This window comes from Mesobacillus subterraneus, from assembly GCF_000934845.1.
GTDB lineage: Bacteria > Bacillota > Bacilli > Bacillales > Cytobacillaceae > Mesobacillus > Mesobacillus stamsii.
Genome location: NZ_JXIQ01000012.1, coordinates 15,297 through 36,615 on the forward strand (window position 1 = coordinate 15,297; position 21,319 = coordinate 36,615).

The 21,319-nt window shown below is 43.3% G+C and carries 22 protein-coding genes, 1 tRNA gene and 2 riboswitches; of the genes, 17 read left to right on the forward strand and 6 right to left on the reverse strand.

All coding sequences use genetic code 11. From position 1 onward, the window contains the following. Positions 1 to 36: 36 nt before the first annotated feature. The 4 genes from UB32_RS01085 to tenA are packed head-to-tail and all read right to left on the reverse strand — an operon-like array spanning position 37 to position 3,581. Positions 37 to 837: an energy-coupling factor transporter transmembrane component T family protein gene (locus UB32_RS01085; RefSeq protein ID WP_044390510.1), complete on the reverse strand. Its 801-nt coding sequence runs from the start codon at positions 835 to 837 to the stop codon at positions 37 to 39. Next, entirely contained in the window at positions 821 to 2,281 is a 1,461-nt protein-coding gene (locus UB32_RS01090) for an ABC transporter ATP-binding protein (RefSeq protein WP_044390511.1), read from the reverse strand. The genes UB32_RS01085 and UB32_RS01090 overlap by 17 nt, the downstream gene beginning before the upstream one ends. Before the next feature lie 13 nt (positions 2,282 to 2,294). Beyond that, positions 2,295 to 2,876, reverse strand: coding sequence for an ECF transporter S component (locus UB32_RS01095; RefSeq protein ID WP_044390513.1), 582 nt, complete (start codon positions 2,874 to 2,876; stop codon positions 2,295 to 2,297). 15 nt (positions 2,877 to 2,891) lie between these two features. Next, positions 2,892 to 3,581, reverse strand: coding sequence for a thiaminase II (gene tenA, locus UB32_RS01100; RefSeq protein ID WP_044390581.1), 690 nt, complete (start codon positions 3,579 to 3,581; stop codon positions 2,892 to 2,894). 108 nt (positions 3,582 to 3,689) lie between these two features. Beyond that, positions 3,690 to 3,797, reverse strand: a riboswitch (TPP riboswitch). A gap of 276 nt (positions 3,798 to 4,073) precedes the next feature. On the opposite strand from tenA, the gene trxB reads away from it, so the two are divergent. From trxB to UB32_RS01130, 6 genes are all read left to right on the forward strand, one after another. After that, positions 4,074 to 5,024, forward strand: a complete 951-nt coding sequence (trxB, locus tag UB32_RS01105) for a thioredoxin-disulfide reductase (RefSeq protein WP_044390515.1) — start codon at positions 4,074 to 4,076, stop codon at positions 5,022 to 5,024. Positions 5,025 to 5,436: 412 nt separating this feature from the next. After that, positions 5,437 to 5,895 carry an NUDIX hydrolase gene (locus UB32_RS01110; RefSeq protein WP_044390517.1) on the forward strand — a complete coding sequence of 153 codons (459 nt, stop codon included), beginning with the start codon at positions 5,437 to 5,439 and terminating at the stop codon, positions 5,893 to 5,895. A gap of 39 nt (positions 5,896 to 5,934) precedes the next feature. Continuing rightward, positions 5,935 to 6,828 (forward strand): RNase adapter RapZ, encoded by an 894-nt coding sequence (gene rapZ / locus UB32_RS01115; protein WP_044390519.1) that lies wholly within the window; start codon positions 5,935 to 5,937, stop codon positions 6,826 to 6,828. Further along, positions 6,825 to 7,808 carry a gluconeogenesis factor YvcK family protein gene (locus UB32_RS01120; protein WP_044390521.1) on the forward strand — a complete coding sequence of 328 codons (984 nt, stop codon included), beginning with the start codon at positions 6,825 to 6,827 and terminating at the stop codon, positions 7,806 to 7,808. The genes rapZ and UB32_RS01120 overlap by 4 nt, the downstream gene beginning before the upstream one ends. A gap of 87 nt (positions 7,809 to 7,895) precedes the next feature. Then, positions 7,896 to 8,843 carry a DNA-binding protein WhiA gene (whiA, locus tag UB32_RS01125; RefSeq protein WP_044390523.1) on the forward strand — a complete coding sequence of 316 codons (948 nt, stop codon included), beginning with the start codon at positions 7,896 to 7,898 and terminating at the stop codon, positions 8,841 to 8,843. A gap of 18 nt (positions 8,844 to 8,861) precedes the next feature. Then, complete coding sequence (locus UB32_RS01130) at positions 8,862 to 9,119, forward strand: HPr family phosphocarrier protein (protein WP_044390525.1); 258 nt, start codon at positions 8,862 to 8,864, stop codon at positions 9,117 to 9,119. A 46-nt stretch (positions 9,120 to 9,165) separates the two neighbouring features. On the opposite strand, the gene clpP is transcribed toward UB32_RS01130, so the two are convergent. Continuing rightward, positions 9,166 to 9,771, reverse strand: coding sequence for an ATP-dependent Clp endopeptidase proteolytic subunit ClpP (gene clpP / locus UB32_RS01135; RefSeq protein WP_044390527.1), 606 nt, complete (start codon positions 9,769 to 9,771; stop codon positions 9,166 to 9,168). 295 nt (positions 9,772 to 10,066) lie between these two features. Here clpP and UB32_RS01140 point away from each other — a divergent pair, with 295 nt between their 5' ends. Together UB32_RS01140 and UB32_RS01145 are read left to right on the forward strand one after the other, a co-directional pair. Further along, on the forward strand, positions 10,067 to 10,726 hold the full coding sequence (locus UB32_RS01140; protein ID WP_044390528.1) for a Fic family protein: 660 nt from the start codon (positions 10,067 to 10,069) through the stop codon (positions 10,724 to 10,726). Positions 10,727 to 10,807: 81 nt separating this feature from the next. Continuing rightward, positions 10,808 to 10,879, forward strand: a tRNA-Arg gene (locus UB32_RS01145). 96 nt (positions 10,880 to 10,975) lie between these two features. Here the strand turns inward: UB32_RS01145 and UB32_RS01150 are convergent. Beyond that, positions 10,976 to 11,668 carry an Ltp family lipoprotein gene (locus UB32_RS01150; protein ID WP_052806903.1) on the reverse strand — a complete coding sequence of 231 codons (693 nt, stop codon included), beginning with the start codon at positions 11,666 to 11,668 and terminating at the stop codon, positions 10,976 to 10,978. 266 nt (positions 11,669 to 11,934) lie between these two features. Next, positions 11,935 to 12,017, forward strand: a riboswitch (cyclic di-GMP riboswitch). A 76-nt stretch (positions 12,018 to 12,093) separates the two neighbouring features. Here UB32_RS01150 and UB32_RS01155 point away from each other — a divergent pair. The 9 genes from UB32_RS01155 to gpmI all read left to right on the forward strand — a co-directional run bounded on the left by UB32_RS01155 (position 12,094) and on the right by gpmI (position 21,312). Then, positions 12,094 to 12,810, forward strand: coding sequence for an EAL domain-containing protein (locus UB32_RS01155; RefSeq protein ID WP_044390531.1), 717 nt, complete (start codon positions 12,094 to 12,096; stop codon positions 12,808 to 12,810). Continuing rightward, the gene (locus UB32_RS18900) at positions 12,810 to 13,376 is read left to right on the forward strand and encodes a PilZ domain-containing protein (protein ID WP_052806904.1); all 567 of its coding nucleotides are present in this window, start codon (positions 12,810 to 12,812) and stop codon (positions 13,374 to 13,376) included. Before UB32_RS01155 ends, UB32_RS18900 begins: the two co-directional genes overlap by 1 nt. Positions 13,377 to 13,740: 364 nt before the next feature. Next, on the forward strand, positions 13,741 to 15,084 hold the full coding sequence (gene rpoN / locus UB32_RS01165; RefSeq protein WP_044390532.1) for an RNA polymerase factor sigma-54: 1,344 nt from the start codon (positions 13,741 to 13,743) through the stop codon (positions 15,082 to 15,084). Positions 15,085 to 15,103: 19 nt separating this feature from the next. Further along, positions 15,104 to 15,364: a glutaredoxin family protein gene (locus UB32_RS01170; RefSeq protein WP_044390534.1), complete on the forward strand. Its 261-nt coding sequence runs from the start codon at positions 15,104 to 15,106 to the stop codon at positions 15,362 to 15,364. A gap of 123 nt (positions 15,365 to 15,487) precedes the next feature. Then, positions 15,488 to 16,516, forward strand: coding sequence for a sugar-binding transcriptional regulator (locus tag UB32_RS01175; RefSeq protein ID WP_044390536.1), 1,029 nt, complete (start codon positions 15,488 to 15,490; stop codon positions 16,514 to 16,516). Between the two features lie 50 nt (positions 16,517 to 16,566). Beyond that, positions 16,567 to 17,574 carry a type I glyceraldehyde-3-phosphate dehydrogenase gene (gap, locus tag UB32_RS01180; RefSeq protein ID WP_044390538.1) on the forward strand — a complete coding sequence of 336 codons (1,008 nt, stop codon included), beginning with the start codon at positions 16,567 to 16,569 and terminating at the stop codon, positions 17,572 to 17,574. A gap of 186 nt (positions 17,575 to 17,760) precedes the next feature. Continuing rightward, a complete protein-coding gene (locus UB32_RS01185) occupies positions 17,761 to 18,945 on the forward strand; it encodes a phosphoglycerate kinase (protein ID WP_044390539.1) in 1,185 nt (394 codons plus the stop codon). A gap of 65 nt (positions 18,946 to 19,010) precedes the next feature. Next, positions 19,011 to 19,772 (forward strand): triose-phosphate isomerase, encoded by a 762-nt coding sequence (gene tpiA / locus UB32_RS01190; protein WP_044390541.1) that lies wholly within the window; start codon positions 19,011 to 19,013, stop codon positions 19,770 to 19,772. Beyond that, entirely contained in the window at positions 19,765 to 21,312 is a 1,548-nt protein-coding gene (gpmI, locus tag UB32_RS01195) for a 2,3-bisphosphoglycerate-independent phosphoglycerate mutase (protein ID WP_044390543.1), read from the forward strand. Before tpiA ends, gpmI begins: the two co-directional genes overlap by 8 nt. Positions 21,313 to 21,319 lie beyond the last annotated feature (7 nt).

The window sequence follows — 21,319 nt, forward strand, 5'->3', positions numbered from 1 at the left end:
GTTTGTAGACCGATGACGATTAGATCCGCGCATGGATTACAGCGACCGGACATCGACGACAGGGAAAAGCGGATAATGTCCGGAAATGGAAAGGACTAGCAATAGAAACAGTCCGAAATAGGCAATGAAAAGCAAGTCGTACCTGGAAAAATGAAGCTGATAATAGTAGGTCCGCTTTCTGCTGTCCGTGAATCGCTTTGCTTCCATTGCTACCGCGATTCTGTACGCGCGCCGTATGCTCTGAGAAAGCAGCGGGATGGAATAGCCTTTGATCGATGAAAATATCCCGCTGACAGTATAAGTATTTTGAATTCCTCTAACCATCCTTGCGTATCTGATCGCGGTTAGTTCTTCGATCATGATTGGAATCAACCGGATGCCTGCCATGAAGCTGTATGCGTATTTTGGATTGAGCTTCAGCTGTTGCATCAATGAATAAAACAGCAGAACCTGACTGGTCGTCAGAGCGAAGGTGAGACCAAGCATGGCATAAATGATTGCCCTGAATCCAAGGTGCATTCCCCTGTAAAGACTTTCCACGGTAATATCGATCAAACCCCAGTGGAATAGCGTCGTTTCTCCTTTTCCGAACAGAATCATCGACGAAGAAGTCGATAGAAAAATCAACAGGAACGGAATCGAAAAAAGCAGGATCCGCTTGAAAGGATGACCAGTGAAAAAGAGAAACAGTATCGCAGGACCAATGGCAAACAGTACCATGACATTCGGGTTATGGATGAACAGAACTGCGACAAACAGACAGGCGAGCACAACTAGTTTCACACTTGGGTTGATTTTGTGCAGCCAGGTCATTTTATGGTCAAATGAGATAGGCATGGCCGACCTCCACTGGAATTGACATTTCTGCTTCTTTAACAGTCACTTCTCCGTCGACGACATTCCAGACCTTTGTTGCAAAGTGTTGGATAATATGGCTGTCATGGGTTGCCATAATAATGATGTGCCCGCTTAGCCGATAGCTCTCTAAAAGTTCGAGAACAGCAAATGTATTTTTTGCATCCTGGCCAAAAGTCGGCTCATCCAGAAGCAAGATAGCAGGATTTTTGGCAATAGCTGTGGCCACACTAAGGCGCCGCTTTTGACCCATTGATAATTGGTACGGATGGAGCTCCCTTTGATTCGCGAGATGGAATAGCTGCAACAGCTCGGCAACCTTTTTCTCCATGGTTTCTTGGCTTGCATGTGTTTGTCGGAAAGAAATCGCAAGCTCGTCAAAAACAGTATTCGTAACGAATTGAAGTTCAGGATTTTGAAAAACAAAACCGGCCTCGCTAGAGATGTCTTTATTGCTGTGAATGCTCCGTCCGTTCACCTGGTAGGTCCCGGAAGTTTTCAGCAGTTGAATCAGGGATAAAAGCAAGGTGCTTTTCCCGGCTCCATTTTTTCCAGTTACCGCAATCCAGTCACCAGATACTGCTTCGGCATGCTGGATCCTCAGCTTGGTTTGCTTGTTCCGGAAACCTGTAAAGTTTTCTAAAACGATTTTCCGTTTAAGCGGAAAATCTGGCGTTTTAATGGAGACAGCTGTCGATTGATACTGATCCCATACTCCTGGAAACCAAATACCGTATTTCTCGAACTCGGTTTGATGCGATGGAAAAACTTCATCAGGGCTGCCATCTGCGATAATGGTTCCTGCTGCATCAAATACGATAATCCGATCAATGAAGTCAATCACATGCTCGATTTTGTGTTCAACGATGATGACTGTCTTATCAGCTGCGATTCTCTTTACCGTTTCCCAGATTGCGATTGTCCCTTCTGGATCAAGCATTGCGGTCGGCTCATCAAAGAACAGCACCTCTGGATCGAGGGCCAGCACCGATGCAATCGCCAGCCGCTGCTTCATGCCGCCAGAGAAAGTATTGATTCGTGCATGCGGGTCCTTCAGGTCAAGTCCGACTAATGACAACAGCTCGGAAATTCTTTGAGGCATCTGTTCTCGCGGGACTTGAAGATTTTCCAATACAAAGGCAATCTCCTCATCCGCATATGGCATGCAAAACTGGGAGTCTGGATCTTGAAAAACAAATCCCCAGGAATCTGGATAGGTGCAGTCAGCATATTTGAGCGGTACCTCAATCGAATTTGGAATCAACCCTGAAAGTGCCTGTAACAACGTCGATTTGCCGCAGCCTGAAGGACCAAGCAGGAGCACTTTTTCGCCTTTTTCAAAGGATAGGGACAGATCCTCGAATAGCAATTCTTTCGTTCCGGGAAACTTTAGTCTCAGCTTTTCAAATGAAGATACTATTGGCATCCAATCACTCCTGTTAGTGGTTCAATGAATCAAAGTCATCTTGAGAAGTCGGCCGGAGGATAGCCGTCACACCTGTTCGCTCCAGAGCTCTCACGATTCCGATTGCCAGCAGTCCGGAAAAAACAATGGAACCTGCCGCTCTCATGACAATCAATAATACAAGATTCCATGTCGCCAGGTCTTCGATATACCCTTTATAAAAGTCCATGATCAAGGAACCTGTGCATGCAGCTATACTGGCAAGGCTGACAACAATTATACCGGATCGCTTATAGCCAAAAGCCATCAAAACCAATTCTGCAAACAACCCTTGGACAATGCCGTAGATCAGCACCTCCAGACCCCATTCAGAGCCCATCAGGAATTCTCCGGAAGAAGCGGCTACTTCAGCAAGTAATGCAACACCAGGCTTTCTGATTACGAGAAACGCGACGATGGCAGCGATGAACCACATTCCATAGATGAATTGATCAAGGTGAAGCCCAAGTGGTTTGAGCGCATAATAGAGTGGTCCCCAAATTTTATAGATAATCCCGAATGCAATCGAAATGACGACTGTTACTAAAATATCGGTTAGCCTTAATCCCTTTGTCATTTTTCTTCCCCCCTTTTAATGGACCGCTGCTTTCTTATTGGTTATTGACCAGCCTTCCAGCGTATGAGCCATTTCCCAAAACTTGAGCTCATAATGGCAACTGTAGATAAAGTGTTGCTTCATCTTTTCTCTTTCTTTTTCCGAAGCATTTTCAGCAATCGTATCGAGAAGGCTGAGCTGCTCGTTTACAAGCTCGCTGAACCAGTCACTTCCGTATGCAGCAATCCATTCCTGGTAGATCGGTGTTTCAGGGGCTGCGTGTTTAAGCGTCTCGCCAATTTCGTAGTAAATCCAGTAACAGGGGAGCATGGCGGCAATGATTTCTCCAAGGCTACCTGAAGCCGCCACCCTGTATAGATGGGAAGTATAGGCATATGCCGTTGGTGCTGGCAGAAAGCTTTGGAGTTCCTCCCTCGTCACTCCGAGCTGGCCGATGAATTTTTCATGGAGGCTTAGCTCTGCCTGAAAGGTTCCTTGGGCATGGGCTGCCATTTTAGCGGTAATCGACAATTCCTCAGCCCTTGAAGCAGCAATGGCCTGGATGCGGGCAAAATGAGAAAGGTAATACGAATCCTGTAAAACATAGTAGCGGAAGTTTTCAATTGGCAAGCTACCCTTGGCAATTCCTTGAACGAATGGATGGTCCAAATTTGCTTCCCAAATGGCATTTGCTTCTTGACGGATCAACTGGGTAAAAGTAGACATAATTCCCTCCTGGTAAGTGATTTTTAAGATGCTGAATTTTTCCAATAAAAAAGCCACTTTCTGCAGGCAGAAAGTGGCTGTATTGGCAGTAAAAGAAAAGGATACCGCTTTTTACATACTCCACTTCCCTACGCTGGTATCATCCAGATCAGGTTCAAAGGGTCTTAAAGTTTCACTCTAATCTCAGCCTTCACAAAGGCTCCCCTAGCAGGTAAAAAATCACTATTGAATTTATTTTCTGATTTTGATCATATCACTCTTCACGAAATTGTCAATAATTCTGAAAGCTTTTTTAGCAGGAAAAAGGGCAAAAATGAATCGCTATAAGGCTTGTTTCAGGCATTTTAGTAATTTTGGAAAACAAATTCCTCTTTTAAGCATATTTTTGGACTATGCAGCACTTCTTTTATAGGATAGGTTTATGCAGGAAATACTATTTCCGAATGGGTAACGGAAATTGGCGTATTATGATATCCAAAGGAGTTGTACACCATGTCAGAAGAAAAAATTTATGACGTCATTATCATCGGTGCCGGACCAGCAGGGATGACGGCTGCTGTTTATACCTCCCGTGCGAACTTATCGACACTGATGCTTGAGCGCGGCGTGCCGGGCGGCCAGATGGCTAATACAGAAGAAGTGGAAAACTATCCAGGATTTGAGCATATTCTTGGGCCAGAACTATCGACAAAAATGTTTGACCACGCAAAAAAATTCGGTGCAGAATATGCTTATGGGGATGTAAAAGAAGTCATCGATGGCAAAGAATATAAAACAATCAAGGTGGGCAATAAGGAATACAAAGCCCACTCCATCATCATTTCTGCTGGTGCCGAGTACAAAAAGCTTGGCGTTCCTGGCGAGCAGGAGCTTGGCGGCCGAGGTGTGTCTTACTGTGCGGTTTGCGACGGCGCATTCTTTAAAAATAAAGAACTTGTAGTGGTTGGCGGCGGCGATTCCGCTGTGGAAGAGGGCGTTTATTTGACGCGCTTCGCTTCAAAAGTGACGATCGTGCACCGTCGTGACGAACTTCGTGCGCAAAAAATTCTTCAAGACCGCGCCTTTGCGAATGAAAAAATTGATTTCATCTGGAATCACACGATCAAAAAAATCAATGATAAAGACGGCAAAGTTGGCAGCGTGACGCTAATTTCCACACTAGATGGCACGGAACAGGAATTTGCGGCTGACGGCGTGTTCATCTACATTGGAATGGTTCCATTGACCAAGCCATTCGAAGCCCTTGGCATTACAAACAGCAACGGCTATATCGAAACAAATGAGCAGATGGAAACGAAAGTTCCAGGTATTTTTGCAGCTGGAGACATCCGTGAAAAAACGCTGCGCCAAATCGTGACGGCAACTGGCGACGGAAGTATCGCTGGTCAAAACGCGCAGCATTATGTCGAAGAATTGATCGAGGAATTGAAAGCAAAAGCGTAACAGCTCTTATTGATGGGAAAAACCTCACATCGAGGGATAAATTAACAAAAAGTCATCGTTTATTAATTCAACTGTAACAGTAGTGAAACAATCATTGGATATAATAAAAATAGAAATTGACCCCCTTTTAAAAATATAAACCTTGTTGCACAGGTAATCCTGTGCTCTTTTTTTTTATCCATAAAAATGGTACAGACATAGGCAAACGAATAGAACACTTAAAAAATTATCGCTCCTCGATATCATTGTGGGGAAAACCGAAAAATAGTATAATGGAAAGAATAAAAAGTCCGGTAAATTGAAGGCTATGTGTCCGGATTCCATTAAAATAGCAACAAGTGAAAGGTATGCAGGAAAACCGCCTTTTTTGCGGCGGACTTTTCTAATGCATATTGATGAAGAGGTGGACAGAATGCAGCGCGTCACGAATTGTGTTTTGGTGAAAGAGGATAAAATTTTGCTGCTGCAGAAGCCGCGCCGCAATTGGTGGGTGGCTCCAGGCGGGAAGATGGAACCAGGAGAGACTGTGAAGGATTCTTGTATTCGGGAATTCCGGGAAGAAACAGGTATTTACCTGAGAAATCCTCAAATTAAAGGGATTTTCACGTTCGTCATCAAGGAAGAGAACCAGGTCGTATCTGAGTGGATGATGTTCACTTTTTATGCTACTGAGGCAGATGGGAACAATCTCGATGTTACGGACGAAGGGACTATCTCCTGGCACGGGATAGAGGACATCAAAGAACTGCCGATGGCGGCAGGAGATTATCATATTCTCGATTATATGGTCCATGGACAAGGAATCATTTATGGAACATTTACGTATACACCGGATTTCGAGCTGATTCATTACAGGCTCGACCCAAATTAATCCGAAAAATACAAAATTAATTTTTCAGGGGGAAGAGAAATGACTACCGGTTCCATTACTGATACCCAGCTTGTCATCATAACAGGTATGTCAGGGGCAGGAAAAACGGTTGCGATCCAGAGTTTTGAGGACCTTGGCTTTTTCTGTGTCGACAATTTGCCGCCGACCTTGCTGCCGAAGTTCCTTGAGTTGATGAAGGAATCTGGTACTAAAATGAATAAGGTCGCACTGGTCATGGATTTGCGTGGACGTGAATTTTTTGATTCTTTGTTCAAGGCACTGGATGATCTGGCGGAAACTTCATGGGTGACACCCGAGGTCTTGTTCCTTGATGCAGATGATTCGACCCTTGTCCGCCGGTATAAAGAAACGAGACGTTCGCATCCACTTGCTCCATCTGGTTTGCCGCTTGAAGGCATCCAGCTTGAACGGGAGCTGCTGGAAGAACTGAAGGGCAGAGCGCAGCTTATTTATAATACAACCGGGATGAAACCGAAAGATCTGCGCGAAAAAATCCTTGAAGAATTTTCGATTAATAAGAAGACGATTTTCACCGTGAATGTCATGTCCTTTGGGTTTAAGCATGGAATCCCAATCGATGCTGACCTCGTTTTCGATGTCCGCTTTTTGCCAAATCCGCATTATATTGAGCATATGCGGCCAAAAACCGGTCTTGATGAAGAGGTGTCGACATACGTTTTAAAATGGAATGAGACATCCAAATTTCTTGAAAAGGTCACCGATCTGCTGAGCTTCATGCTTCCTCATTATAAGCGAGAAGGAAAGGCTCAGCTGATCATTGCCATCGGCTGTACGGGAGGTCAGCATCGTTCGGTAGCACTGGCGGAGCATATTGCCAAATATTTCGAGAAGGATTACCATACGCGCGTGACCCACCGAGATATCGATAAAAGGAAGGGACTTACGACATGATGACGGAACTACTGCCAAAAATCGTCATCATCGGAGGCGGAACAGGCCTTCCAGTCCTGCTCCGGGGCTTGAAAAAGCATCCCGTCGAAATCACTGCAATTGTCACTGTGGCTGATGATGGCGGAAGTTCAGGCCGTCTGCGTGAGAATATGCAGATTCCTCCTCCTGGCGATATTCGAAATGTCCTCGCTGCCCTATCGGATGTGGAGCCGTTGATTGAGGAAATGTTTCAGCATCGATTCAATACATCCAATGAGTTATCCGGCCACTCGCTCGGAAATCTGATCCTGGCGGCAATGACGTCGATTACCGGCAATTTTGTCCATGCGATCCAGGAGATGAGCAAGGTGCTCAATGTGCACGGAAAAGTCTTGCCGGCAGCAAACAGAAGCGTCATTTTGAATGCGGTGATGGAGGATGACAGCATCGTCAGAGGCGAATCGAAAATTCCATACTCAGGCAAACGAATCAAGAGAGTGTACTTGAACCCTGAAGGCGTAAAGCCATTGCCTGAAACGCTCCAGGCGATCAGAGAAGCGGATTTGATTGTCATCGGCCCGGGAAGCTTATATACAAGCATCCTGCCAAACTTGCTTGTGAAAAAGCTTGGCAAGGAAGTGTGCAAAGCAAAAGCGCGCAAGGTGTATGTTTGCAATTTAATGACCCAGGCCGGCGAGACGCATGATTTTACGGCAAGCGACCATATACAAGCGATCTACGATCATATGGATTGTGCTTTTATCGATACGGTTTTGGTAAACAGTGAGACCATTCCGCCGGATGTGGAGCTTCGCTACAAGGAAGAACGGGCCCAGCCTGTCGTATTTGATCTGGAACGATTGAATTCTTTAGGAGTCGAAGTCGTCCAGGACGAAATCGCAGAACTGGATGGCAATGTCATCCGACATGATACAAAGAAAGTTGCAGAAATTTTATATTCGATGATAATTGATGAAACCAAAAAGAGGCATAACGCGTAAATATAAGAAGCAAGCGTTTGCCTCGATAAAAAAACAGCTGCTGTCCTTTTGTGAGGCGTCAGCACCAGACAATCAGGGGGTGAAGAGGTGTCGTTCGCTTCGGAAACAAAAAAAGAACTCACGAATATGGACGTGAAGGGCTGCTGCGGCAATGCCGAATTGTCCGCTTTGATCCGGATGAATGGTTCCCTTTCCTTCTCTAATCGCAAACTCATCGTAGACGTACAGACAGAAAATGCCGCGATTGCCAGGCGAATCTATACCTTGATCAAGAAAAGCTATCAGATACAGGTAGAGCTTTTGGTGCGAAAGAAGATGCGGCTGAAAAAAAATAATGTTTATATTGTCCGCCTGAATGAATCGGCCAGAGAAATTCTGGAGGATTTAAAGATTTTAGGAGAAGGCATGGAAATTAACCATGAAATTTCACGAGAACTAGTTAAAAAGAAATGTTGTAAGCGTTCTTATTTAAGAGGTGCTTTTCTTGCAGGTGGGTCAGTGAATAACCCGGAAACATCGTCCTATCATCTGGAGATTGCCTCGATATATCAGGAGCATAATGATTCTTTAAGTCAGTTGATGAACACCTTTGGACTGAACAGCAAAACGCTGGAACGGAAAAAAGGCTTTATCACTTATCTGAAGGAGGCGGAAAAAATCACCGAGTTTTTGACCATTGTCGGTGCCCACAATGCCTTGCTGAGATTTGAAGATATCCGGATTGTCCGCGATATGAGAAACTCGGTCAATCGCCTTGTTAATTGTGAAACGGCGAACTTAAATAAAACGATCAGCGCCGCATTAAGACAGGTGGAGAATATCCGATTTATAAGGGATACAGTTGGCCTGCAAATTTTACCGGAAAAGCTGAGGGAGATTGCTCAGCTTCGTGTCGATTATCAGGAAGTCACCCTCAAGGAGCTGGGCGAAATGGTCAGCGGGGGAACGATCAGCAAATCAGGAATCAATCACCGGCTGCGAAAAATTGATGAGATAGCAGATAAACTGCGTGCCGGGCAAACGATAAATAAATAGGGATCAGGAGGAAAAGCAATGGTTGAAAAACAGGTGCAAGTCAAACTGAAGACCGGACTGCAGGCACGCCCTGCGGCATTATTCGTGCAAGAAGCAAACAGGTTCTCATCCGATATTTTTCTGGAGAAGGATGGGAAAAAGGTGAATGCAAAGAGCATCATGGGCTTGATGAGTCTGGCAGTCAGTTCCGGCGTATCGGTGAATCTGATCGCAAATGGAAAGGACGAAGAAGAAGCGATAGCAAAGCTAACTGAATATATTCAGAATGAAAATTAAGCTTAATAAAAAAACTCGCTCTTTTACAAGGGCGAGTTTTCTGCGATTATTTATTCTTTTTTTCTTCGATTATGCTGCGTGTGATGATTTGATCGACAAGACCATATTCTTTCGCACGCTCAGCTGTCATGAAATTATCGCGGTCCGTATCCTTTGAAATGACTTCAAGCGACTGGCCGGTACGTTCGGAAAGAATGGTATTCAGCTTTTCACGAAGGAACAGGATGCGCTTTGCAGCGATTTCGATTTCAGTTGCCTGTCCTTGTGCGCCTCCAAGTGGCTGGTGAATCATGACTTCCGCGTTTGGCAGGGCATAACGCTTGCCTTTTGTTCCGGCTGCGAGAAGGAAGGCACCCATGGAAGCAGCCATACCGATACAGATTGTCTGTACATCTGGTTTGATGAACTGCATAGTATCGTAAATTGCCATTCCGGCAGTGATGCTGCCGCCAGGGCTATTAATGTAGATAGAAATGTCTTTTTCCGGATTTTCAGCTTCCAGGAAAAGCAGCTGGGCTACAATGGAGTTGGCAACATTGTCATCAATGCCGCTTCCCAGCATAATAATGCGATCCTTTAAAAGGCGGGAATAAATATCATATGCCCTCTCGCCCCGGTTCGTTTGTTCAATAACTGTAGGAATCAAGTTCATGTTTGTTTTCCTCCTTTAACGTTAAATCTTGCCATAACTAGGCTGGCATTAAATGGTTCGTTTGCCAAAGTGCCTTATGTAGTTTCATGATACACGCATGGTCAATAAAGGTCAAACAAATCGCTTACAAAGCCAGCAAAAACTGTTCGACAATATTCCCATTTGCTGTACCGTATCCATCTTACCCAAGTTAGTCATTTTTAAACAAACGCTGATAGGGCAGATGTAGATGAGTATTTGATGTTTTAAGGTATGTGGTAAAATAAGAAGAAATCACTGAAAAGGCGTGAGTTTTATGATTGATAAATATAATTTATCAACACGAGAGAATATGTTTCTTGCAAAGAAAAGATTAGTCGAGAACATATATTACACGGCAAAAATAGAAGGAGTAAACATTACTTTTCCACAAACGAAAACAATATTAGAGGGTTTATCTGTAAGCAACTTAGATATGGATGACGTGCAAAAAATCTTAAATCTTAGGAATGCTTGGAGATATACTCTCAACAATATGGAGGCTCCATTTCATTTAGATTTTGTAAAAAAAATAAATGAATTTGTTGCCTATAATGAAAGTATTGATTGGGGAGTTTTACGTAACGGAAATGTTGGTGTATCAGGCGTGGAATATCAACCTACCATTCCAGTTGAAAGTGAAGTTTTAGCTGAAATGGAAAACATTATGAACATATCTTGTGTGACAGAGCGAGCTTTGACTTATATGTTGTGGGCAATGCGAAAACAATTATTTTGGGATGGAAATAAACGCACAAGCATTATTTCAGCGAACAAAATTTTAATTTCACACGGCAAGGGTGTGGTAACAATCGAGGAAAAAAATTTAGGTGAGTTTAACGAAAGGCTCTCTAAGTTTTACGAGACGAACGACTATCGTCATATAATAAATTTTTTGTATGATAACTGTGTATTCGGGATCGATTACATCGGGTAAAAAAGATACGGCAGAAAATCCTTCTTGCAAATGGAGATGACTTATCCTATAATAGTTAAGCGTACTGTCAACTTCAGACATGCCCTCGTGGTGCAACGGATAGCACGTAAGCCTCCGAAGCTTAAAATGTGAGTTCGATTCTCGCCGAGGGCACTACAACATAGAAAAAATAAGGGTTTTCGAGTATTCGGATTAACTGTCCGTATACCTCGAAAACCCTTATTTTATTTACATTAAATAGGTAAAGATTTATTGTAAATTCGCAATAGCAAAATCAGCTTCTGCTTGTGTGAATTTCTCTCCTGCATTAGAAACTAATTGATCTCTTATTGCCTCAGGAGACATACTCATTGTTTCCTGATAACTTTTCGCTTTTTCCAAGGCGTTATTATTATAATCTGCTTTCAAATTGTCAATCGCATATTGCGCTTCTTCTGCGGTGAACTTTTCCCCTGCTTCAGATACCAGTTGATCATATATTCCTTGTTTGGACATAAACATTGTATCTGAATAAGATTCGGCTTTCTTCAAAGCGTTAGACTTCCAATCAAATTCTAAATTATCCATTGCATACTTAGCAGCTTCTGGTGAGAATTTTTCGCCGAATTCTGAGGTCAATTGTTCAGAAATAGCCTTTTGTGACATATTCATTGTTTCTGCGTATGATCCTGCTTTTTTCAAAGCTGACTTGTACTCGTTTGGAACATTATCCTCAGGCTTCGTTTCTTCTTTCTTCGCTGCTGCTGCTTTTGTTTCGTCTTTATTCTCTACTGGTGGAACGGAAGATGATGCTGCTTTTGTGTCTTCAGTGGGAGTTTTTGTTTCTGCAGGTGCAGTAGTTTCTTCTCCTCCCCCAGTTGCAATTGAACCAACAATAATGATTGCTAAAATCCATACCCACCATTTTTTATAAAATGGTTTTCTTACTTTTACTTTTGTCACATTGACTTCCCCTTTTTCTATGTATTTGTATTAATGAAGTCTCCTCCAATAGTACTGATTTAGTCCTAGTACTTTTGCCATATAAAAGATAGCAAAAGTATTCTTGAATACCTTAATTATACAATAACACTGAGTTCTATCCTATTGGAATCTTTTGGTTAATTAAAACTAAAAACCCATATTTTCTTTAAAAAAACCAATAAAATGTAAAATGGTGTAGACTTTTGTCGGAATAAAGTGTAAATTATTCACTATATCGACACTTTATACGAAAAAGGCAAACTTATCGAAAGGTAAGGACGCAAAGCTTCAGACCTAAGGCAATTGCTAAGGTAGCTGGGTTACCGAAGAAAGTGGGAAAGAAAAAAGCACACGCTCCCATTTTTTTGGGAATTTGTGCTTTTTTATATTTATGGAGGTGTAAAATGATTGAATCAGAACAAGGTTTAGAAATGTATCATTTATTTCAACCAATCTACGATGTCCAGAAATGGCACTTGGTTGGTTATGAAGGCCTATTAAGAACCATGCAACGCATCAATCCGGAAGAAAGTTTCAGGATCGCTAAAAAGGAAAAAAGGCTTTATGAATTAGATTCGCGGTCTATTCACAAAGCCTTCGCCACCTACCAATTGGCAGATGATTCAAAAGGACGAAAGAAACTGTTTTTAAATGTCTTTCCATCGACAATTATTAATCCCAATTTCCTGCCTTTTATAAGGAGTATTATCCAGGAAAATCGTTTCATGAGTCAACAGATAATCTTGGAAATTGTAGAAAGTGAGCAAATTAATTTAGAAAAAGTAAAGATGGCATTACCTGAATTAAAGAAACTAGGCTTGAAAATAGCAGTAGATGATTTTGGTAAAGGTTCTACATCGATCAGGATGCTTTTAGAATTACAACCTGACTTTTTAAAGTTAGATCGTTATTTTGTTACAGATTTATTTTCGAATGAGCAGAAAAAAGACGTTATATTTTCTTTGCTTAATTTTTGTGAGAAATACAATTCCGATCTAATTGTAGAGGGAGTAGAAGACGAGATAAGCCTGGCAATTTTAAAAAGCTTAGGTGTTAAATATGCTCAAGGATATCTACTCGGTAAACCTTCACTCCTTTCAAGAACAGGAGTTTGCTTATAATGACTACTGAAATAAGCTTGTTAATTATTTTTTCAATAACATTGATTCATATTCTTATGTATTTGAATATAGCTAATTTAAATAAAAGAATGAAAACAGAAATAACTTCACAGCCAAAAAAGCATTTTCCCAAACAAGTAACAGATAAAGCCCCTTCGGTTGGTACACCTAGGAAAAACAGAAGAAAATGTATAAGGGTACCAGTTGAGAATGAATTTTGTACTGTAAGTTTTTATGAGATAGGAAATCCGAAATTTAGAAGTTTACGAAATAAGAAGATTACTGGTTATATTAAGGATATTAGCTTATCCGGATTGAAAATGACGAGTAATTTTGAACTTCCTGTAAGGTCTGATATTTGTGTAATGATCTCTTTTGAATTGCATGGAATTCCTTTAATCTTAAAGGGGAAGATAGTAAGAAGAGAAGATCATCTTGGGGAAGAATTCGTTGTTTATGGAATTGAATTTCAAAATTTAAGTAGACAAGCCCAATTGGAGTTAAGTAAGTTTATTAACAATAAAACGAAAGTAACTGCTCATCAAGAGTTTGCCGACAGTATTTGATTAAAGAAGCTACGTTCATTCGGTAACTGGTTCGGTTTGGAGGGGAAAGCTGTCCGAAGTTGGCCTTAGTTCGGACAGGTTTTCGTCGCTTCCGGCAAAAGTAGTCCGAAGTTGGCCCAAGTTCGGAGAGGTTTTCGCCTTTTTCCGTAAAAGTGGTCCGAAGTTGGCACTAGTTCGGACAGGTTCCCGTCGTTTTCGGCAAAAGTAGTCCGAAGTTGGTTCAAGTCCGGAAAGGTTTTCGTCATTTCCGGCAAAAGTAGTCGGAAGTAATGTGATGTCGATAGTGGATTTTGATTGTCCTGTCAAATTCTTTCCATACACCAATGCTTGTTTATCATGTAAAATGAATGCAGGGGTGATTTGGATGGATATGAAAGCTAGTTTGGTGCAAAAGCAAACGTTGAAATTGGCGATGACGCAGGAGTTGACTCAGGCAATTGCGCTTTTGCAATATTCTGCACAGGAGCTTGCGGCTTTTTTAGAAGCTAAATCGGTGGAAAATCCCCTGTTGCAAGTTGAATTCAAAAATATTACTCAATTGGACTCCAATATGGACCGAACGAGAAAAAAGCCAAAACGAAGCTTCGATCGAGACGATAGGAACTTGATTGAGCAAATCGGTTCCAATGAGAGCGAGACGCTGGAAGAATACCTTCATTCCCAACTAAATTTCTTAAAAGCGTCGCCGATAGAAAAAGTGATTTTACCTGTGCTGATTGAAAATATAGATGAAAACGGTTACTTAAATCTAGATCGCGAGGAACTAATCAAAAGATTTGCAGTTGATAAAGAAATAATCGATTGCGCTTTCTTTAAGCTGCAATCATTGGATCCGGCTGGCATCGCCGGAAAGGACCTTCAGGAGTGTCTGCTTATTCAGTTAAAAAGGCAGCAGCGTTCACGAGAAAACCAGCTGGCAATCACGATTATTAGCGAGCACTTTCTTCTTTTTGCCGAGAAAAAGTGGAAGGCTCTGGCTAAAATTCTGGGGATTGATTTGAAGGATATCCAGAAGGTCCATGATGAGATTCAGAAGCTTGATCCAAAACCAGGCGCAGTTTTTCAGCGAGAGCAGCCGGCCTATATTGTGCCGGATGTTATCGTGAAACGAGAAGGAGAGAAACTATCCGTCGGTGTCTATGATGCGCTGATTCCGAAAATTTCTTTTAACGACAGCTATTATCGCCAGCTATCACAGCATAAGGATCAAGAAGTCAATAAATTCCTCCAGGAAAAGCAGGGGGATTTCCAGTGGGTTCGCCGCAGCCTTGAACAGCGGAAGGAAACATTGCTTAAAGTATCGATGAAAATCATTGAAAAACAGCCGGACTTTTTCTTGAAAGGACCTTCTCACTTGTCGCCGATGACGATGAGGGAGGTGGCGGATGAGCTGGAGATCCACGAGTCAACCGTTAGCCGGACGGTCCGTGAAAAATATGTGCAGACACCAAGCGGAACCTATGAATTGAAATCGTTCTTTACTAGTGGGGTTGCCACCACCGAAAACGATCATGCCTCATCGCAATCTGTAAAGGCGGCAATCGAGCACTATATAATGGAAGAAGATAAAAGAAAGCCGATTTCGGACCAGGCGCTAGTGGAAATGCTGAAGGAACAGAAAGGAATGATGATATCCCGCAGAACAGTCGCGAAATACCGAGACCAGTTAGGGATCCCGTCCTCCGCCAAACGAAAACGATTCGAATAAGCAGGATAAGGAGCCTGAAATGAAAAAAATAGTCAAACTTTATTCGCGTCCTCGCTGCCACTTATGCGAGAATGCGCACCAGATTCTCGAAGAACTCCAGCAAAACTGGAATTTTACAATAGAAGAAATCAATATTGACGACGATAGCGAGCTTGTCGAAAAGTATGGGATAACCATTCCGGTCATCGAACTGGATGGAGAAGAGCTGCAAAATGGCATTATTAATAAAAAGTTCATAAATGAAGCGTTTTCACGAAAAAACCTTGAGTTTATAAGTTGATTAAGAATTTCACACCTGTTAAAATGGATTCTGTAGCAGGGGTGATTTTTTTTACCACGAGTGGGACATAATATGTCTTAGCGGGACATTTTACGCCCAACACTTATAAAGGAGAATATCAACATGGACTTATCGCTCATTGATATTCAAAAAAGAATATTGCCCGATTTACTGCAAGTTATGCAAAAACGCTCTCTCATCCTCCAATACATAAACGTAATGCAGCCAGTTGGCAGGAGGAATCTCTCGACCAGCCTGAATTTGACAGAACGGGTTTTGCGTTCTGAGGTAGAGTTTTTGAAAGACCAGAATCTGATCTCCATGTCGGTTTCAGGAATGACACTGACAAAAGAGGGTAAAGATATACTGGAAAGTCTTGATAGAGTAATGCGGGACATAATGGGTATAAACACATTAGAGCATCAGCTTGAAAAACGCATGGGCATCCGAAAGGTCATTGTGGTTCCAGGAGACAGCGATCGTTTACCATGGGTGAAAAGCGAGCTGGGCCGCGCGACAGCCGGAAGCATGAAAGAGCTCCTCCATGGCGATAAAAATATCATTGCTGTAACTGGGGGATCGACGATGGCGGCCGTGGCGGAAAGCCTGACTCCTGACTTTGGCGAAAAAGGTTTGGTGTTCGTACCAGCAAGAGGCGGAATCGGCGAGGACGTCAAGAATCAGGCGAATACGGTTTGTGCCATCATGGCGGACAAAACGAAATCCCGCAACCGGGTCTTTTATGTACCGGATCAGGTCAGCAGCGAAGTTTACAGGTCTTTTATCAAAGAACCGCTGATTTATGAAGTATGGAATTTAGTCAAATCAGCAAGCATGGTTTTACATGGGATTGGAGACGCTATTACAATGGCGGAACGCCGCAATACTAGCGAAGAAGATTTGCAAAAAATTCTCGAAGGCAAGGCAGTCGGCGAGGCTTTTGGCTATTATTTTAACGAAGAAGGAGAAATCGTCCACAAAGTGCTAACGATCGGCCTTCAGTTGGAGGATCTCGCAAATATAGGCAATATTATCGCGGTTGCTGGCGGGCAGTCAAAGGCAAAGGCAATCAGAGCCTATATGAAACAGGCACCTTCCTCGACCATTTTGGTCACGGATGAAGGGGCCGCTAAAACATTGTTACAAGGGTAACACCTTAATATAAACAACACCTTTTATAGGAATCAAAGGAGGAAATATTCATGGCAGTAAAAGTTGGTATTAACGGATTTGGACGTATAGGACGCATCGTGTTCCGCGCGGCTCTAAAAAACCCTAATGTAGAAGTGGTGGCAGTCAATGATTTAACAGATGCGAATATGCTTGCACACCTTTTAAAATATGACACCGTTCATGGAACATTGAACCAAGACATTACAGTTGATGGTGACTACCTTGTAGTGGACGGCCATAAAGTGAAGGTGCTTGCTGAAAGAGATCCAGCTCAGCTTGGCTGGGGCGATCTTGGCGTAGAAGTAGTAGTAGAATCAACTGGACGTTTCACTAAGCGTGCAGACGCAGCGAAGCATCTGGAAGCAGGCGCAAAGAAAGTTATTATTTCTGCTCCAGCATCTGACGAAGACATTACGATTGTTATGGGTGTAAACGACGACAAATACGATGCAGCTAACCACCATGTAATCTCTAATGCATCTTGTACAACAAACTGCCTGGCACCATTCGCGAAAGTTCTGAACGATAACTTTGGAATCAAGCGCGGTATGATGACAACTGTTCACTCATACACAAATGACCAGCAAATTCTTGACCTTCCGCACAAAGACTACCGTCGTGCGCGTGCAGCTGCGGAAAACATTATTCCTACAACAACTGGTGCTGCAAAAGCTGTTTCTTTAGTTTTGCCAGAACTAAAAGGCAAACTGAACGGTGGAGCAATGCGCGTTCCAACTCCAAACGTTTCACTTGTTGACCTAGTTGCTGAGCTTGAAAAGGACGTAACAGTGGAAGAAATCAATGCTGCATTTAAGAAAGCTTCAGAAAACGAACTTAAAGGCATCCTTGGATACAGCGAAGAGCCACTCGTATCTAGCGATTACAATGGCTGTACCAATTCTTCTACAATCGATGCGCTTTCCACCATGGTTATGGAAGGCAGTATGGTAAAAGTAATCTCTTGGTATGATAACGAAACCGGCTACTCTAACCGTGTAGTGGACCTAGTTGATTTCATCGCTAAAAAAGGTCTGTAAGCAAATATTGGATTCATAATCCATTTACGACTATAATGTAGTGGGATGAAAGGGGAGCGGGGTAAAAATTCCCTCTCCTCTTTTTTTGGAACATTGTCTAGCTCCAGTGTCTGAGGGCTGACCAAGGCGCTTGCGCTTTTTATGCAAAATCGCGCAATTGCGCTATTTCAAAGGAGGTTTCTAGCTTTGAACAAAAAGACAGTAAAAGATGTGGATGTAAAAGGAAAACGAGTTTTTTGCCGCGTCGATTTCAACGTGCCGATGAAGGATGGACAGGTTACGGATGATACAAGGATCCGTGCTGCACTGCCAACAATCAAGTACCTGATGGATCAAGGTGCAAAAGTCCTTCTTGCAAGCCATCTTGGCCGGCCAAAAGGGCAGGTTGTGGAAGAATTGCGTTTGACTCCTGTAGCAAAGCGCCTGTCTGAGCTGCTAGGAAAGGATGTACAAAAAACAGATGAAGCTTATGGCGAATCTGTAAAATCTGAAATCGACAGCATGAACGAGGGCGATGTACTGCTTCTTGAAAATGTCCGTTTCTATCCAGGCGAAGAGAAGAATGATCCTGAACTTGCAAAAGCATTTGCAGAGCTTGCTGATGTATATGTCAATGATGCATTTGGAGCGGCACACCGTGCGCATGCATCAACAGAGGGGATCGCCAAGTATATTCCAGCTGTTTCTGGCTTCCTGATGGAAAAAGAACTTGAAGTACTTGGAAAAGCATTGTCAAACCCAGAGCGTCCATTCACTGCGATTATTGGCGGCGCGAAGGTTAAAGACAAAATCGGCGTCATCGATAACCTATTGGAAAAAGTAGATAACCTGATCATCGGCGGTGGACTGGCTTACACATTTGTAAAAGCACAGGGCTACGAAATCGGCAAATCTCTTTTAGAAGAAGATAAAATTGAATTGGCTAAAAGCTTCATAGAAAAGGCAAAGGCAAAAGGCGTGAACTTCTACATGCCGGTTGACGGGATCGTTGCCGATGATTTTTCTGCCGATGCAAATTCAAAAATCGTCGCGATTGAAGAAATTCCTGCAGATTGGGAAGCGCTAGATATCGGACCGAAGACTGCTGAACTATACCGGGATGTCATCCAAAAGTCCAAACTGGTGATCTGGAACGGACCTATGGGCGTCTTCGAAATAGATAAGTTCGCCGAAGGAACAAAAGCTGTAGCACAAGCATTAGCCGATGCAGGCGATACATATTCCGTCATTGGCGGAGGGGACTCTGCAGCAGCAGTCGAGAAATTTGGACTGGCTGAACAAATGAGCCACATTTCCACAGGCGGCGGAGCTTCCCTCGAATTTATGGAAGGAAAACAGCTGCCAGGAGTAGTCGCCTTGAATGATAAGTAAGGTTTTACGGACCTAATATATCTAAGGGAAACTTTAAAACAGCAATCTTGAAAGGAAGTGACAGCATGCGAAAACCAATCATTGCTGGTAACTGGAAAATGAATAAAACGCTGCCTGAAGCGAAAGCTTTCATTGAAAAAGTAAGCGGACTTGTACCTTCAAAGGACAAGGTTGAATCTGTTGTATGTGCTCCTGCCCTATTCCTTGGCCAGCTCGTTGATTTAACCAAGCAATCAGATCTTGAAATTGGCGCACAAAACATGCACTTTGAAGAAAGCGGTGCTTTTACAGGCGAAGTCAGCCCGAAGGCATTGCAGGATATTGGTGCAAAATACGTCGTTATCGGCCACTCGGAACGACGCGAAATGTTCAATGAAACAGACGACACAGTGAACAAGAAGACATTGGCAGCATTCCAATACAATCTGACTCCGATTGTCTGCTGTGGCGAAACGCTTGAACAGCGTGAAAATGGCGAAACAAACGAGTTTGTTGGCGGTCAGATCAAAGCTGCGCTCACCGGACTTACGGAGGAGCAGGTAAAACAAACGGTTATTGCTTATGAACCGATCTGGGCGATCGGAACAGGCAAGTCCTCCACAGCTGATGATGCGAACGAAACTTGTGCTCACATCCGCAAAGTAGTTGCCGAGCAATTTTCACCAGAAGTGGCGGAAGCGGTACGGATCCAATATGGCGGAAGCGTTAAGCCAACGAATATCAAGGAATATATGTCTCAACCTGACATCGACGGCGCATTGGTAGGCGGAGCAAGCCTAGAGGCAGATTCCTTCTTACAGTTATTGGAGGCAGGTAAGAATGAGTAAAAAGTCACCAACAGCCTTAATCATTCTCGATGGCTTTGCATGTCGGTCTGAGTCGAAAGGGAATGCCGTTGCCCAAGCGAAAAAGCCGAATTTCGATCGGTATTGGAGTAAATTCCCGCACGCGAATTTAACGGCAAGTGGCGAGGCGGTCGGACTTCCTGAGGGTCAAATGGGGAATTCCGAGGTGGGCCACTTGAACATCGGAGCCGGCCATATTGTTTATCAAAGCCTTACACGCGTAAACCTTTCCATCCGTGAAGGCGAATTTGAAAGAAATGAGACCTTTCTTGCGGCGATCAAGCATGTAAAAGAAAAAGGCAAAGCTCTTCATCTGATGGGCTTGCTATCAGATGGCGGAGTTCATAGCCATATTGAGCATATGTTTGCTCTCTTGAAGCTTGCTGCTGAGGAAGGCCTAACGAATGTTTATGTACACGGATTCCTTGACGGCCGTGATGTTGGACCGCAAACTGCCCCTAAGTATATTGAACAAACGCTAGAAAAAATGAGTGAAATCGGAGTCGGTGAATTTGCCACGATTTCTGGGCGATACTATTCGATGGACCGCGACAAGCGTTGGGATCGTGTAGAGAAATCGTACCGTTCCATGGTATACGGCGACGGACCAACGTATTCGAACCCAATGGAATTGATTGAAGATAACTATAATAATGGCATCTTTGATGAATTCGTTGTTCCATCTGTGCTTGTACGTCCGGACGGTTCACCAGTTGCGACAATCCAGAACGAAGATGCGGTGATTTTCTACAATTTCCGTCCTGATCGCGCAATCCAGATTTCAAACACTTTTACAAATAAAGACTATCGTTCATTTGATCGTGGCGAAGGTCATCCCGAAAATCTTCACTTTGTTTGCTTGACGCATTTCAGTGAGACGGTTGATGGCTATGTGGCATTCAAGCCAACCAACCTGGATAACACAGTAGGAGAAGTGATATCCCAGGCTGGCATGACTCAGCTGCGCATCGCCGAAACAGAAAAATATCCGCACGTAACGTTCTTTATGAGCGGCGGCCGGGAGAAGGAATTCCCGGGTGAACAGCGGATCCTGATCAACTCGCCAAAGGTTGCAACCTATGACCTGAAGCCAGAAATGAGCGCGTATGAAGTGACGGACGCTTTGATCAAGGAAATCGAAGCAGAAAACTTTGATGCGATTCTCTTGAACTTTGCAAATCCGGATATGGTAGGACATTCAGGTATGCTCGAGCCGACGATTCAGGCGATAGAAACAGTGGATGAGTGCCTTGGACGCATTGTAGACCTGATTTTATCAAAAGGCGGAACTGCGATTATCACTGCGGACCACGGAAATGCAGATGAGGTAGTAACCCTTGAAGGCAATCCAATGACGGCGCACACAACAAATCCGGTACCTGTCATAGTGACGAAAGAAGGCGTTGAGCTCAGGGAAGATGGAATCCTCGGCGACTTGGCACCTACTATGCTAGAATTGCTGGGACTGAACCAGCCGGCAGAAATGACAGGAAAATCTTTAATCAAGGCGGATTTCAAATAGATCCAGC